The 14,383-nt window shown below is 69.5% G+C and carries 11 protein-coding genes, 1 rRNA gene and 2 pseudogenes; 5 read left to right on the plus strand and 9 right to left on the minus strand.

The window, feature by feature from the left end:
• Position 1 precedes the first annotated feature (1 nt).
• A 5S ribosomal RNA gene (gene rrf, locus RI138_RS17520) occupies positions 2 to 118 on the plus strand.
• A 75-nt stretch (positions 119 to 193) separates the two neighbouring features.
• Here the strand turns inward: rrf and RI138_RS17525 are convergent.
• The 3 genes and pseudogenes from RI138_RS17525 to RI138_RS17535 all read right to left on the minus strand — a co-directional run.
• On the minus strand, positions 194 to 859 hold the full coding sequence (locus RI138_RS17525; RefSeq protein WP_311120689.1) for a response regulator transcription factor: 666 nt from the start codon (positions 857 to 859) through the stop codon (positions 194 to 196).
• Positions 856 to 2,167: pseudogene (locus RI138_RS17530) on the minus strand (sensor histidine kinase). The gene RI138_RS17525 and the pseudogene RI138_RS17530 overlap by 4 nt, the downstream one beginning before the upstream one ends.
• Positions 2,168 to 2,236: 69 nt before the next feature.
• Positions 2,237 to 2,506, minus strand: a pseudogene (locus RI138_RS17535) (ABC transporter permease); the annotation flags it as partial.
• Between the two features lie 241 nt (positions 2,507 to 2,747).
• On the opposite strand from RI138_RS17535, the gene RI138_RS17540 reads away from it, so the two are divergent.
• Positions 2,748 to 3,314, plus strand: coding sequence for a GNAT family N-acetyltransferase (locus tag RI138_RS17540; RefSeq protein WP_311120690.1), 567 nt, complete (start codon positions 2,748 to 2,750; stop codon positions 3,312 to 3,314).
• Positions 3,315 to 3,375: 61 nt separating this feature from the next.
• Here the strand turns inward: RI138_RS17540 and RI138_RS17545 are convergent, their stop codons facing one another.
• From RI138_RS17545 to RI138_RS17570, 6 genes are all read right to left on the minus strand, one after another.
• A complete protein-coding gene (locus RI138_RS17545) occupies positions 3,376 to 4,959 on the minus strand; it encodes a type IV secretory system conjugative DNA transfer family protein (protein ID WP_311120691.1) in 1,584 nt (527 codons plus the stop codon).
• 1 nt (position 4,960) lies between these two features.
• Complete coding sequence (locus RI138_RS17550; protein WP_311120692.1) at positions 4,961 to 6,388, minus strand: ATP-binding protein; 1,428 nt, start codon at positions 6,386 to 6,388, stop codon at positions 4,961 to 4,963.
• A gap of 121 nt (positions 6,389 to 6,509) precedes the next feature.
• A complete protein-coding gene (locus RI138_RS17555; RefSeq protein WP_311120693.1) occupies positions 6,510 to 8,060 on the minus strand; it encodes an SCO6880 family protein in 1,551 nt (516 codons plus the stop codon).
• Positions 8,057 to 9,424, minus strand: coding sequence for a hypothetical protein (locus RI138_RS17560; RefSeq protein ID WP_311120694.1), 1,368 nt, complete (start codon positions 9,422 to 9,424; stop codon positions 8,057 to 8,059). Before RI138_RS17560 ends, RI138_RS17555 begins: the two co-directional genes overlap by 4 nt.
• A complete protein-coding gene (locus tag RI138_RS17565) occupies positions 9,414 to 10,286 on the minus strand; it encodes a hypothetical protein (RefSeq protein ID WP_311120695.1) in 873 nt (290 codons plus the stop codon). Before RI138_RS17565 ends, RI138_RS17560 begins: the two co-directional genes overlap by 11 nt.
• 181 nt (positions 10,287 to 10,467) lie before the next feature.
• Positions 10,468 to 10,776: a hypothetical protein gene (locus tag RI138_RS17570; RefSeq protein ID WP_003968086.1), complete on the minus strand. Its 309-nt coding sequence runs from the start codon at positions 10,774 to 10,776 to the stop codon at positions 10,468 to 10,470.
• Positions 10,777 to 11,430: 654 nt separating this feature from the next.
• Here RI138_RS17570 and RI138_RS17575 point away from each other — a divergent pair.
• The 3 genes from RI138_RS17575 to RI138_RS17585 all read left to right on the plus strand — a co-directional run bounded on the left by RI138_RS17575 (position 11,431) and on the right by RI138_RS17585 (position 14,215).
• Positions 11,431 to 11,826, plus strand: a complete 396-nt coding sequence (locus RI138_RS17575) for a hypothetical protein (RefSeq protein ID WP_311120696.1) — start codon at positions 11,431 to 11,433, stop codon at positions 11,824 to 11,826.
• On the plus strand, positions 11,823 to 13,655 hold the full coding sequence (locus RI138_RS17580) for an alpha/beta hydrolase (RefSeq protein ID WP_311120697.1): 1,833 nt from the start codon (positions 11,823 to 11,825) through the stop codon (positions 13,653 to 13,655). The genes RI138_RS17575 and RI138_RS17580 overlap by 4 nt, the downstream gene beginning before the upstream one ends.
• Before the next feature lie 80 nt (positions 13,656 to 13,735).
• Positions 13,736 to 14,215 (plus strand): hypothetical protein, encoded by a 480-nt coding sequence (locus RI138_RS17585; protein ID WP_311122917.1) that lies wholly within the window; start codon positions 13,736 to 13,738, stop codon positions 14,213 to 14,215.
• Positions 14,216 to 14,383 lie beyond the last annotated feature (168 nt).

Here is a 14,383-nt window from a genome sequence, read left to right on the forward strand (position 1 = left end):
TTTCGGTGGTCATTGCGTTAGGGAAACGCCCGGTTACATTCCGAACCCGGAAGCTAAGCCTTTCAGCGCCGATGGTACTGCAGGGGGGACCCTGTGGGAGAGTAGGACGCCGCCGAACAATTTTTCCGGGAAAGCCCCGTACCGCAAGGTACGGGGCTTTTCTGCGTTCCGGGGAGGGCAGGGCCCTCCTCTCTCACGAAGGCGTGACCAGGCGGGTGTCGTACGCCAGGATCACCGCCTGTACCCGGTCTCTCGCTCCTGTTTTGGCGAGGATGCGGGTGACATGCGTTTTCACGGTCGACTCGGCCAGGTGCAAGCGGGTGGCTATCTCCGTGTTGGACCAGCCCTGTCCTATGACGGTGAGGATTTCGCGCTCTCGTGCTGTCAGCGCGTTGACGCGGGGGTCCTGCGGGGCTTGGGCGTCGGGGGCGGTGGGGAGGTGGTGGACGTACGCGTCGAGCAGGCGGCGGGTGAGGGCCGGGGCGACCACGGCGTCGCCCGCGGCCACCGCGCGGATGCCGGACAGGAGCTCCTCCGGCAGGGCGTCTTTCACCAGGAAGCCGCTGGCTCCGGCGCGGAGGCCGTCGTACGCGTACTCGTCGAGGTCGAACGTCGTCACGATGAGGATGCGGGTGCGGGCCCCGGACCTGACGATGCGACGGGTTGCTTCGATGCCGTCGAGGCCCGGCATACGGATGTCCATCAGGGCGACGTCCGGCTGGTGGCGGGCGGTCAGGTTGACGGCCTCGGTGCCGTCGGCCGCCTCTCCGACGACCGTCAGGTCGTCCTGGCTCTCCAACAGCATGCGGAAGCCGAAGCGTTGCATCGGCTGGTCGTCCGCGATGAGTACGGTCGTCACGGGTGGGTGTCCTCCAGGGGGAGGCGGAGGCGTACCTGCCATCCGCTGTGTTCAGGCAGCGGGCCGGCTTCGACGGTTCCGTCGTAGAGAGCCGCGCGTTCCCGCATGCCCATGATGCCCTGGGCCCGGATCGGCGGTTCCTTCCCACGTGTTGAGGTGGTGGCGCCGGTGTCGGTGATGCGGGCGTCGATGTGCGTACGGGTGTGGGTGAGCGTCACCGTCGCGGAGAGGGCTGTGCCGGTGGGCGCGGTGGCGTGTTTGAGGGTGTTCGTCAGGGCCTCCTGAACGACCCGGTACACGGTCAGTTGGCGGCCCGGCGTGAGCGCGGAGGCCTGCGGTTCGCCATGGAGTTCCGGGCCGTGGAGTTCCAGGTGGACGGGCAGCCCCGCGCGGCGTACGCGTTCGATGAGGGGGGTCAGTTCGTCGAGCGTCGGCTGAGGGGTGCGCTCGGCGTCGGGGTGGTCGTCGCGGAGGACGTCAAGGAGGCGGCGGAGTTCGGAGAGGGCCTGCCTGCTGGTGGTGCCGATCGCCTCCAGCGCCTGTGCCGCGCGTTCCGGGCTCTTCCGGGCCGCGTACGCGCCGCCGTCCGCGAGGCCCGTGATGACGGACAGGTTGTGGCCGATGATGTCGTGCATCTCCCGGGCGATACGGGTGCGTTCGGCGGCGGCGGCGAGGCGGGCCTGCTGGTCGCGTTCGTGCTCCAGGCGGTGGGCGCGTTCGACCAGGGCCTCGGTGTACTCGCGGCGCGTCCGTACCGCGATGCCCAGAAGGGCGACGAAGACGAACCCCCATACGTAGGAGACGACTTGCCGGCCCCAGACGCCGGGAATGCCGACGGCGCCCGCGAGGAGCGGGGCGCAGAACACCAGGGCCGCGGTCCCGAGCGTACGGAGGGGCGAGCGCAGGGCGATCTGGAAGACCGGGATCAGCTGGAGCAGGGCTGCCTGGACCACGGCCCCCGTCCAGATGTTGACCAGGGATAGGGGGGGCGGACAGCAGGAGCACGGTCATCGGGTGCGTGCGGCGCCACAGGAGCGGGAGCGAGAACCACAGGCTCATCAGCAGCACCAGCGGTTCGGGTGCGGTCACGTCGCGTGCGACGGTCCGCCAGCCGCCGGAGGTGTAGTCGAGTACGGCCGCCACCGTCCAGAACGCGGTCACCGCGGCGTCCCAGACCCGTGGCCGACGTCGGTCGAAGGCGCGGAGACGGTCCAGCACGCCGCGGATGGCCCGGGTGAGCGGGGCCGTGGTCGTGGTCGGGGCCGTGGCGCTGTGAGGGCTCTTGCCGGGGTGGTGGTCGTCCGTCACCTGTCTCTTCTTCCTGCTTCTCTGCTTCTTCCTGCTCTTTCGTCTGCCTTCGCTGCTTGGGCTCAGGCGTCCCGGCGGCGCAGCGCCCGGAAACGGTGTGGCGGAGCCGCGCCCCGGCGGCCTGGGTGGGAAAGTACCGGACGGCCTGCTCGACGGTCTCCTACGGGAGCATCCCGAGGACCTCGGGGAGGAGCATGACCCCGCCGGTGACCGCGCCGATCGCGCCGGATACCGAGCGAAGGGGGGCGCCGAGGCCGAGCGCCGGCAGGTTCAGCAGGGTGACCCCTGTCGCCGTGCCTGCCAGGCGTGCGGCATGCCGGGGTCGGTGAGGGAGGCTGCCGGGGCGGACGGTGAAGTCGAGGTCCTCGACGGCGGTTCGGTCGCCGTACCGCTTGGTGAGTCCGTATGCCGTGTTCATGCCGTCGACGCTATGGAGCGGGCCGGTGGCGGTCGTCCGGCCGGGGGCGGGACGTGGGGCGGGGCGTAGTACCCGGGTACGACGGCGTGTGGCGGTGACCAGGGGGCGGGGGCTGGGGTTTAGTCGGTTGAAGCGGGGGAGGGCGGGGGTGAGGATCGGGACATGGACTATGTGATGCGTGCGGTGCGGGCCGAGGAATGGCCGCTGGCCAGGCAGCTGCGGCTGGATGCCCTGAAGGACCCGGCGGCTCCCGTGGCGTTCCTGGAGACGTACGAGGAGGCGGTGGTGCGGACCGATGCCTTCTGGCAGGACCGTACCGCTGCGGCCGCCGAGGGCAGGACTGTGCGGCAGTTCGTCGCGGAGTCGCCCGAGGGGGTGTGGGTGGGCACGGTCACCGTGCTCGTCGAGCGAACGGAGGACGATGTGCGCTTCGGCGAGGCCCCGGCGGTGGACCAGGGGCACCTGGTCGGTGTCTTCGTCCGGCCGGAGGTGCGGGGGGCCGGGGTGACGGACGCGTTGTTCCGGGAGGCCGTCGACTGGGCCTGGTCGCTGTCGGCGCCCCGGCTGGAGCGGGTGCGCCTGTACGTCCACGAGAACAACCCGCGCGCCGCGGCGTTCTACCGCCGGTTCGGGTTCGTACCGTCCGGGCAGCGTATTGCGGCGCCCGGTGGGCGGGGGGAGTGGGAGTTGGAGTACGTGATCGAGCGGGGGCGGGGCGGGGGTAGGTAGGCCGTTGGCCCCTCTTCGTTCGGATGGGGCCGGGGGGGGGAGGAGGTTGGTTTCTGTTCGTTCAGATGGCGCCAGGGGTGTGCAGGTGTTGCTGCCAGCGGGCCCGGCCCTGTTCGCGGGAGCGGAGCAGGGCGACGGTGGGCATGCCCAGATCCTGGCCCTTGGCCAGCAGTTCGGGGAGCTGGGGGAGCGGGGCCACGGCGGCCACGTCGTCCAGGACCAGCGTCATTGGTGGGTCGAGCCGACCGTCGGATGACCGTGCGGCCATGCGGCGGCCGTGCTCGACCACGTGCGAGGCCAGCGCGGTGAGGAGGGGCATCGCGCCGGGGCGGGTACGGGGATCCTCGATGGGTTCGCCGACCAGATAGAGCGTTCCCCCCTCGCGGGCAAAAGATTCCAGCGCGGCCGAATCCGATCGGTTTGCCGTGCAGGCCTCGCGGATGTGCACCGAGGAGAGGGCCGAGAAGGCCCGTACGTTCAACTCCTGCGCCACTTCGCGCCGTTGCGGATAGGCCGTGAGCGCGGACTCCAGGAGCCCGGCGAGTCCGGAGGCGGCCTTGGGGTGCGTACGGAGGAGGCGTACGGGTTCGTGGGCGGCGGCCCCGGAGGCCCAGCGGGCGACCTGGCGGAAGGGACGGCCGTCCACCGAGGCTGCGTGCAGCCAGCACTGGAGGAGCGTCTGCGCGGTGTCGGCCACCGCCGCGTCGATCCTGGCCTGCGGGCGGACCGGGGCGAGGAGCGCGGCCGCGCGGCCGGCGGCGGTGTCGGGGTGCTCGCAGCCTGCGGTGGGCGGCCAGTGGAGGCGGGCGGGGGTGTCGCAGAGGTGGCCCGGGTCGTAGACGAGGACCGGGCCGAGCTTGGCGCGGGCGTCCTTCGTCTCGGCCCAGACCGTGGGGTCCGAGGTGACGACGAGGGCCGGTCCCTCGGCGTCCTGGATGGCCTGGACGACGGTGGGGCGCCGGGCGGGGGCGGGGGCGTAGACGAGGAGGGGGGTGCGTGGGGAGGGGAGCGAGAGGGGTAGATGTGGGGGTGGCTGGTGTGTCGCCCGGGGGGTTGCCCGGCGTGTTTCCCGTTCTGTCGGGTGCGATGGTGGTTGCGGTTGAGGTGGCGTTGCGGGGGTCTTCGTCAGCGGGGACTCGTGCATGTTGTGGGGTTGCTCGTGCACGTTGTGGGGCTGGTGGAGCTCGTGAGGCTCGTGAGGTGTTCCGTACAGGCGCTCCTCGCGGCGCCGTTCCCGGACGACTCTCCAGCGGGCCACGGAGCCCAGGACGAAGACCGTCAGCACCACCAGCACCATCAGCTCGCCGATGAACAGGCCCCAGAAGAGGCCGTATCCGGAGAGCTGGGACGGGGGCGTGTAGGGCCAGGCGGCAGGGAGGTCCTGCGGGGCCGTGGCCAGTTCGCGCAGAGCGAGGGGAGTTCGGGTGAAGGTGACGCCGTTCGGCCAGGAGCCGTGGGCGAGGAGGCCGGCCAGGCCGGTGGCCGTCCAGGCGAGCACGGTCGTCGCGAGCAGGAGGCCGACCAGCCCGACCAGCAGGCCGTCGGGGATACCACCGGTGCGGGGCTCCTCGTGGCGGGGCTGGGGGCCGCCGTGCCGACGGCCCCGCTCCGGCGCCGGTCCCTGTCCTGCTGCCTGGCGGGCCATGTCAGGCCACCGTCGACCGTGACGACTCGTTCATGTCGCTCATCCGTTGTTGGTTCTCGATCCGGGCCGCGCGCTGTTCCGCCTCCAGCTCCGCGGCGCGGATGTCGTCGGGGAGCTGGTCGTCCGAGGAGCCCTCGGTCATGGCGCGGTCGGTGAAGACGAGTGGGCGTTCGGCTTCGGTGATCAGGTGTTTGACGACCTGGACGTTTCCGTTGACGTCCCAGACGGCGATGCCGGGGGTGAGGGTGGGGATGATCTCGACGGCCCAGCGCGGCAGGCCGATGACCCGGCCGGTCGCTCTGGCCTCGTCCGACTTCTGGGCGTAGATCGTGCGGGTGGAGGCCATCTTGAGGATGGCTGCGGCTTCCTTCGCCGCTGCTCCGTCGACCACGTCGCTGAGGTGGTGGACGACCGCGACGAAGGAGAGGCCGAGCCGGCGTCCGAACTTCAGCAGGCGCTGGAAGAGCTGCGCGACGAAAGGGGAGTTGATGATGTGCCAGGCCTCTTCGACCAGGAAGATGCGCTTCTTGCGGTCGGGCCTGATCCAGGTGTGCTCCAGCCAGACGCCGACGATCGCCATGAGGATCGGCATCGCGATCGAGTTGCGGTCGATGTGCGAGAGGTCGAAGACGATGAGGGGCGCGTCGAGGTCGATGCCGACGGTGGTGGGGCCGTCGAACATGCCGCGCAGGTCGCCGTCGACGAGCCGGTCCAGGACGAGGGCGACGTCCAGACCCCAGGCCCGTACATCGTCTATGTCGACGTTCATGGCCTCGGCGGACTCGGGTTCGGGGTGGCGCAGTTGTTCCACGATGTCCATCAGGACCGGCTGGCGTTCGGTGATGGTAGCGGTCACGTAGGCGTGGGCGACCTTGAGCGCGAAGCCGGAGCGCTCGTCGAGGCCGTGGCCCATCGCGACTTCGATGATCGTACGGAGCAGGGCGAGCTGGCCCGTGGTGGTGATGGAGGGGTCGAGGGGGTTGAGTCGGATGCCGCCGTTGAGGGCGGCGGTCGGGTCCAGGCGGATGGGGGTTATGCCCAGCTCCTGGGCGATGAGGTTCCATTCGCCGACGCCGTCCTCGCCCTGGGCGTCCAGGACGACGACCTGGCGGTCGCGGAAGCGGAGCTGGCGCAGGACGTAGGTCTTCTCCAGCGCGGACTTGCCGTTGCCGGACTCGCCGAGGACGAGCCAGTGGGGGGCGGGGAGCTGTTGTCCGTACAGCTGGAAGGGGTCGTAGATGTAGCCCTTGCCGCTGTAGACCTCGCGGCCGATGATCACGCCGGAGTCGCCGAGGCCGGGGGCGGCGGTGGGGAGGTAGACGGCCTGGGCCTGGCCCGTCGACGTACGGACGGGGAGCCGGGTGGTCTCCACCTTGCCGAAGAGGAAGGAGGTGAAGGCATCCGACAATGCGGACAGGGGGTCTCGCATGGGGTGGGTGCCCTCTCTCGTTGCGGGGGTGGTGGGGTGCGTCTTTGTCGGGGTGGGGCGGGCGGGCGTCAGCTTCTTCTGGGGCCTGGTCGGTGCCGGCCCTTTCGGGGCTTGGCCGGCGTCAGCGGCGGATGCCTGTGGCGAACGGGAGTGTGTTCACGAAGGCGCGGTGGTGTTCGCGGTCGCACCACTCCAGCTTGAGGTAGGACTTGCCGGCCGAGGCGCGGATCGTCCGCTTGTCGCGGGCGAGTGCCTCGGGTGAACGCGAGGACACCGTGATGTACCCCACCAGGTTCACTCCGGCAGCGCCGCTGGCGAGATCTTCACCCCGCTGGTCGAGCCGGCCGTGGGCGGCGATGTCGCGGGGGTCGACGGTGCGGTTCATCTTGGCCTGGCGGCTGGCCTCGGCGTCGTCGTTGGTCTTCTCGGTCAGCATGCGTTCGATGGCGACCTCGGTGGGTTCGAGGTCCATGCAGACGGCGACCGTACGGATGACGTCGGGGGTGTGGACGAGGAGCGGGGCGAGGAAGTTGACGCCGACGGGGGTCATCGGCCACTCCTTCACCCAGGCCGTGGCGTGGCACCAGGGGGCACGGGTGGTGGACTCGCGGGTCTTGGCCTGGAGGAACGTGGGCTCGACGGCGTCCAGTTCGGCGGGCCAGGCGTTGCGCTTGGTCATGGCCTGGATGTGGTCGATGGGGTGGTCGGGGTCGTACATGGAGTGCACGAGGGAGGCCAGGCGGCTCTGGCCGAGCGGCTGGCGGACCCGGATGTCGGCCTCGGCGAGACGGGCGCAGATGTCGGTCAGCTCGCGGGCCATGACGACGGCGAGGCCGGCGTCGCGGTCGAGTCTGCGGCCGCCGTGGGGGCGGGCGGCGCGGGCCATGGCGTTGGCCTCGGCGGCGAGCTCGCGGCTGTAGTGCATGCAGGCGACGAGGTAGGCGCGGTGCTGCTCGCTGGAGGTGGAGACCATGGACTGGAGCTGGTCGTAGGAGTCCTGGAGCCAGCCGGGGGCCGTCTTGTCGCCGCGCTGGGCGACGTCCTTGGCATGGGCGTCGGGGTCGGCGGGGAGGGTGCGGGCGAGCATCTGGAGGCGGGTGACGAAGCCGTCGCCGTTGGCCACGTGCTTGAGGAGGGTGCCGAAGCGGTCGACCAGGGCTTCCTGGTCCTCGCTGTCGCGGAGGCCGACGCCGGGGCCCTCGATCTCGATGGCGGCGGTGACGGTGCGCCGGTCGGCGTGGAGGAGTACGGCGATCTCGTCGGGGCCGAAGGGGGCGGCGAGCCAGCTGATCCGGCCGATGCCGGGGGGCGGGCCGATCTCGACCTCGCGGCCGTCGGCGCTGACGCCCGCCTCCATGGCGCCGGAGCGGTAGGCGGTGCCGCGGCGCAGGGACCGCTTGAAGCTGCGGTTGATCTCGAACCACTTGTAGAACGTCCGGTGCTTGTACGGGACGTACACGATGGCGAGGGCCAGAAGAGGGAAGCCCACGAGGCAGACGATGCGGAGGGAGAGGACGGGGACGAGGAGTCCGCTCATCATGCCGAGGAACGCGCCGGCGATGATCAGGGCGATCTCGCCGGTCTCGCGGTTCTTGCCGACGATCGCGTTCGGCCGGGCGCGGCCGATGAGATACGTACGGCGGGGCGTCATCGTGTGGGACTGGGTCGTCAACGCCCTCCACCTCCTGTGCTCGGGTTACCTGTACTGCCGGAGCCACCGCCTCCGCCTCGGGAGGGGCGGCTGCTGTGGGGGGTGCTGGAGGCGGGGGCGGAGCCGCCGCTGCGGGGCGGGGGTGCGGCGGAGGGGACAGATCCGCCGCCGACCCCGCTCCCGCCGCCGCTTCCGCCGGAGGTGCGGGAGCTGTGTGCGGCGACGCCGCCGCTGGCCGGGTTGGCGGGGCGGCCTCCGCCGGAGCTGTTCTGGTCGTTGCGGCCGCTGTGGGTCTTGATGCCCTGGGAGACGAGGGCGGCCGGGGAGCTGATGAGGGCGGCGGCCTGGGCGCCGTCGGTGGCCTGCTTGCGGTTGGTGCGGGCGCCCTGGATCTCGTCGCCGAAGCCGGGGACGAAGCGGTAGATCATGGCGGAGGCGAAGATGGCGAGCAGGATGATGGCGAGGCCGGAGACGACGGCGGAGAAGGCGTCGGGGCCGTCGTTCGCGGAGAGCGCTCCGGCGAGGCCGAGAACAATGACGATGACGGGCTTGACCATGATCACCGCGATCATGATGCCGGCCCAGCGGCGGACATGGCCCCACATGTTCTTGTCGACGAGACCGGCGTAGACGACGATGCCGAGGAGCGCGCCGACGTAGAGCAGGGCGGCGCGGATGACGAGCTCCAGCCACAGGATGCCGGCGGCGAGGATCGAGACGAGCGAGACGACGATCAGCATGATCGGGCCGCCGCCGATGTCCTCGCCCTTCTTGAGGGCTTCGGCGAACGAGCCGAAGAAGACGTCGCTCTGGCCGCCGGTGGAGGAGGCGATGACCTCGGTGACGCCGTCGGTGGCGGAGACGATCGTGTAGAGGATCAGGGGGGTGAAGGCCGAGGCGAGGACGGTGAGCCAGAGGAAGCCGACGGCCTCGGAGATCGCGGTGGTGAGGGGGACGCCGCGGATGGCGCGCTTGGTTACGGCGAGGAGCCAGAGGACGAGGGTGAGGATGGTGGAGGCCGCGAAGATGACGGCGTACTGCTGGAGGAACTTGGGGTTGGTGAAGTCGACGTTCGCCGTGGACTCGACGGCCTCGCTGAGCTTGCCGACGATCCAGGCGGCGGCGTCGGCGCAGCCTCGGGCTAGGGAGGAGAGGGGGTCGAGGGCGTCGGTGGGGGGGACGTCCTGGGTGCGGGAGGTGGCGCCTTCGCCGCCTTCGCAGTAGTCCTTGGCGGGGCCGCGGATGAGGTCGCAGGGGTCGTTGCTGGGTTCGGGAGACGGTGTGGGGTCAGCGTGGGCGTGGCTCGCGAAGAGAATGGCAGTGGCTTGAGTACCGGCTAGGGGTGCTGCGAGAGAGCGCCCCCGATGGGATCGCTTACCTGGCATAGGTGAACCCTCCGAACTGCTTCACCGCATCCGCCATTTCTTCGGCGGAAGACGCCGCTTGGTCGCGGCCGACGGGGACGGGGCCGTCCTTCTGCTGGAAGTCGGAGACCTTCCAGTCGTCTTCGACCCATGTCAGCTCGTAGGTGGTCGTGTACCAGCTTTCCGACACGGGGTTCTTGGAGCCTTCACCAGCCAGGCCGAACAGGGCGGAATACCAAACAGCGACGGTTGCGGTATCACCGGTGTACTTCTCCACCTTGGTGCCTACGGGGTTGGCACGCGAGATGAAGGTAAGTCCGTCGGGAGCACTGCCGTCTGGGTTCAACCCGATGTTCGCGAGGAAGGATTTCCCTGAATAGACCTTGTCCAGGTCCTCCTGGCGCGCTCTCGCCACGTCCGGCGCGTAGACCGCTTCGGAGATCTCGCGGCGCCGCTCCTTGATGAACATGCCGTCAGATACGAGGGCTACGGAATAGTTCGCCGCCGCGCTCTGCGCCCCCTGCTCGTCGTGGGCGAAGCCGGAGGCGATGGTGCCGTTCTTGCCCTGGACGGGCTTGGTGCCGGTGGGCGCGGTAGGGGCGCTGCCTGCGGTTCCGGGGTTCTTCGTGCCGGAGGAGGCGTTGTCGTCGCTGCCACCGCCCCGGTTGGCGAAGGCGATGGCAGCGATGAGGAGGACCACGACGCCGGTGATCGTGACGAGGGAGCGGGAGTTCCGGACGGGGCGGCGCGTGCCGGGGTGGCCCGCGTCGCCGTCGGGGAGACGGGTGCGGGTCTGGCGGGTGCCGCCGAGGGTGCTGTACGGGTCGTCCGAGCGGCCCGCCTGGTCCTTGCCGCGGTAGTCGTGCTCGTCACCGGGACTCATGCCGCGTTCGCTCCCTCGGTCGTGTGCAGATCCGAGCAGGACGACGGTAGCTTTGCTGGTTGCCGCGTGAGCGCGGTGGAGTGACTCGACATCAGGGAAACGCAACCTCAGCCGGTGGGCGCGACGGGCGGATGGTGGGGAGCGGGCTGGGACGGCCCGGTGCGGGATGGCCGACGGTGGGTCAGACGGCCATTCCGTACACGATGGTGAACAGGGTGCCGAGGGAGCCGATGATGAAGACCCCGGTCAGGCCTGCCACGATCAGCCCCTTGCCCTGTTCCGCGCTGAACGTGTCGCGGAGCGCTGTCGCCCCGATGCGCTGCTTGGCCGCGCCCCAGATCGCGATGCCGAGGCAGAGGAGGATGGCGATCGCCATCACCACCTCGATCATGATGCGTGCCTCGTTGCCCAGCGTCCCGAACGGCCCCCAGTCCGGGGCGATTCCGCCGATGATGGTGGTGATGTCGCCCTTCTCTGCTGCCAGGATCATGTAAGTCACCGCCCCTGTTGGGTAGTTCGCCGCCTGTGCCGTTCTGGCACGGGTCGCCCTCTATCTTCGCTGATGAAACCGCGCTCGTACGACGCCTTCCGGGTCTCTTTACCCGGATCTCGCACGCTTGACCGGGGCGGCCACCCTGACCTGCGGCTCGCCCCGGATTCTTCACGCATATGCCTGGTTACTCTGTGTATCACGCGCTGTGACCGGGAGCAACGACGGTGGCCATGGGTTCCTGATGCGGTTGCAGCGTTCGTAGGGCATGGCGTGTTCGTATGCGCCCTTCGAGAGCCGCTGATGCGCCGGTCGGCATGTGGTCCCGGGCGGGCGGAGTCGCCGCCTCGTACCGGTGGTCTGTGTCCCGTCCCCTCCGTTCGGGTGAACTGCGTGGCCCGGCGGGAACGGTGCTGGTCGGTTCGCGGGCCGGGAAACACCGTGCGAGCGGTGTAGGGGGCTTGCGCGCTGCGCTGTTGACCGGCGGCATGTCGGGGCCTGCGGATTTGGCACAGTGCCGCCGGTCGGCGATCAGGAGGCGGGGCGAGCGGCGTGAGTGAAGTCGGTGGCGTGAACGGTGCGGGTGGAGCATCCGCCGGCGGGCAGCCTGACGGGGTATCGGGGCCGGCCGGGACGGGGAGACCTGTCGGGCCGGTGGCGCCGGGCTGGGTCGGCCCCGCGGTGCCGGCCTGGGCGGTCGGACCGGTCGGCGGGGCAGGGGACGGAGATGGGGATCTGCGGCACAGCGATGCTCCGTGGGTACGGGCCGCCGGGAGCACCGATCATCTGGTCACGCATCTCGGGCCGGTCAAGGGTGAACTGGAGACCGCGCACCAGGGCCTGACCGCCGGGGCCGGGGCGCTGGCTTCGCTGGCGGAGTTGAGTTCCGTACGGGACTCGTGGGAGCGGCGGCTGGAAGGGGCGCGCGGTGAGTGCGGGAGCCTCGCCGGGAAACTGCGGGCGGTCGCCCGTTGCCAGGCCGAGGTCAACGAAGTAGTGAGGAGCAGCTTCGACCAGGTGAAGACCCAGAGCTGTGGCGGGGCGCGGTGAGCGGGCGGGGTGGCGCGGGCGGCGGTGCGGGTGCGGCGGGTTCCCCGCTGACGTGGGCCGCGTTACGGGATGTGAAGTGCGCCGAGCTGGAGGAGGCCGCCGATGGGTGGGGCCGGGTGAGTAACCGCGCCGATGCGGCCCGGGACCGTATCGAGGGCCAGATCCTGCCCGGACTGCGTGACACGCAGAAGGGGGAGGCGGCGGGGGCGGCTCTCGGGCGGTTGCGTCGGCTGGGCATGAACTTCCAGTACATCTATACGGAGTGCGGGCTGCTGCGGACCACGCTGAACAGCCTGGCCCATGAGATCAAGGCCCAGCAGCGGGTGTTGCAGGAGGCGCTGGACGAGGCGGCGGCGCTGAGGTTCACGGTGCACCCGGATGGTTCGGTGACGTATCCGGCGGCGGGGGAGGGCCTGGTCGAGGGGAAGCCGTTGGCGGGCGGTACGGCGACCGGGGTTCCCAATCCGGGCATGGTCACCCCTTCCGGCCTGGCCGCGCCCAACCCGCACGCGGGCAGGGCTCAGGACATCGCGGACCGGGTGGCGCAGGCGGTGCGGACGGCAGCAGATGCGGACTGGCGGTACACCAGGATCCTGCGGTCGCTGAAGGCCCACGGTGGCCTGGGCGTCCCGGCCGCGACGTGGACGGACGCCGCGGCCGATGCGGCGGCGGTGCGGCAGGCGGCGAGGAGCTACTTGGAGAACGCGATCCCGCACGATGCGACTCCGGCCGAGCGCAAGAAATGGTGGGACGCGCTGACGGACGAGCACCGCGAGGAGTACCTCGCGGTGTACCCGGATCTGATCGGCAACCTGGACGGCATTCCGGCCCTGGTACGGGATGCGGCGAACCGGGACAACCTCCAGTTGCTGATGGGGAAGCTGGAGGGGCGGGACGACGAGGACGCGGTGACCAAGCTGGCCGCGCTGCGGGAGATCGACCGGCAGTTGCGGGTGGTGCCGAAGGCGGGGGAGCCGCCGATGTACTTGCTGGGGATCGGGGATCAGGGGAATGGGCGGGCGATTGTCTCGTACGGGAACCCGGATACGTCGAGGAATGTGGCGGCTTATGTCCCGGGGTTGAATACGTCGTTGGATGAGGAATTCGCCAAGGGCGACCTGAAGAGGGCACGTGACACGGCCGTAGCTGCAAGAGAAATTGACCATTCCACTGCGGCGATCGTGTGGCTGGGGTATGACGCGCCTCAGAGTCCGGACGGGCTGAGCAGCCTGGCTGTTGCCGGCACCGAAAGGGCGGAGACCGGCGGCCGAGCTTTCCATGGGTTTATGTCGGGACTGGAGGTATCGAACGACCACGGTGATCCGCACATGACGGCTATCGGGCACTCCTACGGATCCAGAACGGTCGGAGCGGCCACGCAGCAAGGTGACGGGATCCCTGGGGTCGATGACATCGTCCTGGTTGGCAGTCCCGGCGTTGGCGTGGACCGTGCAGAAGATCTCAAGGTGGGAAGGGATCACGTATTTGTTGGCGCTGCGGAAAACGACGTGGTGACCCACCTTCCTTCGAAGGAGAAGGGGGTTCTCGCGGCAGCGGGGAGCGCGCTCGGGCCGGCAGGATCCATTGTTGTGGATGCGGTCCATCCGGGAGGCAGTGATCTTTGGTTCGGCAGGGACCCGGCAAGCGAGGACTTCGGTGCGCGGCGCTTCGCTGTGGATCCAGGGCCACCGCTGGTCGGGCTTGGCCGCGTTTCGATCGAGGCGCATTCGCAGTATTTCGACCCGGAGTTGGACTCCGCGTCGGCCGGAAGTATCGCGCTTGTTGCGGCAGGACATGGTCATAGGGTCAGGCGGGAGGAGGCGCGTTGAGGGATTCACTTCGGGCAATTCTAGTGGCCGGTACTATCGGCCTGATGGTGGCTGGATGTGCGATTAATGGGGGGCTGGATATGGATATGCAGGGCGCGGCGGATCGGTCTGACGCAATCCTTGACGAGGTATTGTGGGAGATTCGACCAGAATTACGATGGACGCATGGTCCCACTACGGTTGGAATCTGCGATCTGACGCGGCGTCGCGTCGTAATGACTGATGTCTCGGTTACGCGTCGGGGTAACCTCCTGGGGGTAGTGGACCGGTTCTGGCGTAAGAGTGGGTATCGGATGACTGCGGTGAACAATGATGCAGTATTTCCTGCTATTTACGCTCGGACGCAAGATGGATTTTCGGTGAGCCTTCGCATTGGGGGCAAGGGTCAAGCCTTCTTCCAGGTGGACACGCCGTGTGTCCGTGAGTCCGAAGTGGCTGACTCCACCAGCCAGGCGACCGCGCCCCTCTATGAGGGCATGGAGTTCATTCCTCGCCCGAACATCCACTCCGACTTCTGGTCGGCAGAGACGCCGGAAGTCGACGCAACGTCCGGGCGATGACTAGAGCGAGTTGGATCAACTTGCTGGCTGTGTGAGAGCTTTGAGTCCCCCATTGGTCCCTGGGCCCATGCCGCTCCCCCTGGCGGCGTGGTCGCATACGCGGAGTGACTGACCTGGTGTCGTTCCGCCCACTGGCGAGGCAAGGGACTGCTCTTGGTTGGCACGCGA

This window comes from Streptomyces durocortorensis, from assembly GCF_031760065.1.
Taxonomy (GTDB): Bacteria; Actinomycetota; Actinomycetes; order Streptomycetales; family Streptomycetaceae; genus Streptomyces.

What these genes read in the sequence shown, in the direction of transcription:
- RI138_RS17585 (WP_311122917.1), top strand. Translation starts at nt 13,736, where the DNA reads ATGGATATGCAGGGCGCGGCGGATCGGTCTGACGCAATCCTTGACGAG.
- RI138_RS17540 (WP_311120690.1), top strand. Translation starts at nt 2,748, where the DNA reads ATGGACTATGTGATGCGTGCGGTGCGGGCCGAGGAATGGCCGCTGGCC.
- RI138_RS17565 (WP_311120695.1), bottom strand. Translation starts at nt 10,286, where the DNA reads ATGAGTCCCGGTGACGAGCACGACTACCGCGGCAAGGACCAGGCGGGC.
- RI138_RS17545 (WP_311120691.1), bottom strand. Translation starts at nt 4,959, where the DNA reads ATGGCCCGCCAGGCAGCAGGACAGGGACCGGCGCCGGAGCGGGGCCGT.
- RI138_RS17550 (WP_311120692.1), bottom strand. Translation starts at nt 6,388, where the DNA reads ATGCGAGACCCCCTGTCCGCATTGTCGGATGCCTTCACCTCCTTCCTC.
- RI138_RS17560 (WP_311120694.1), bottom strand. Translation starts at nt 9,424, where the DNA reads ATGCCAGGTAAGCGATCCCATCGGGGGCGCTCTCTCGCAGCACCCCTA.
- RI138_RS17570 (WP_003968086.1), bottom strand. Translation starts at nt 10,776, where the DNA reads ATGATCCTGGCAGCAGAGAAGGGCGACATCACCACCATCATCGGCGGA.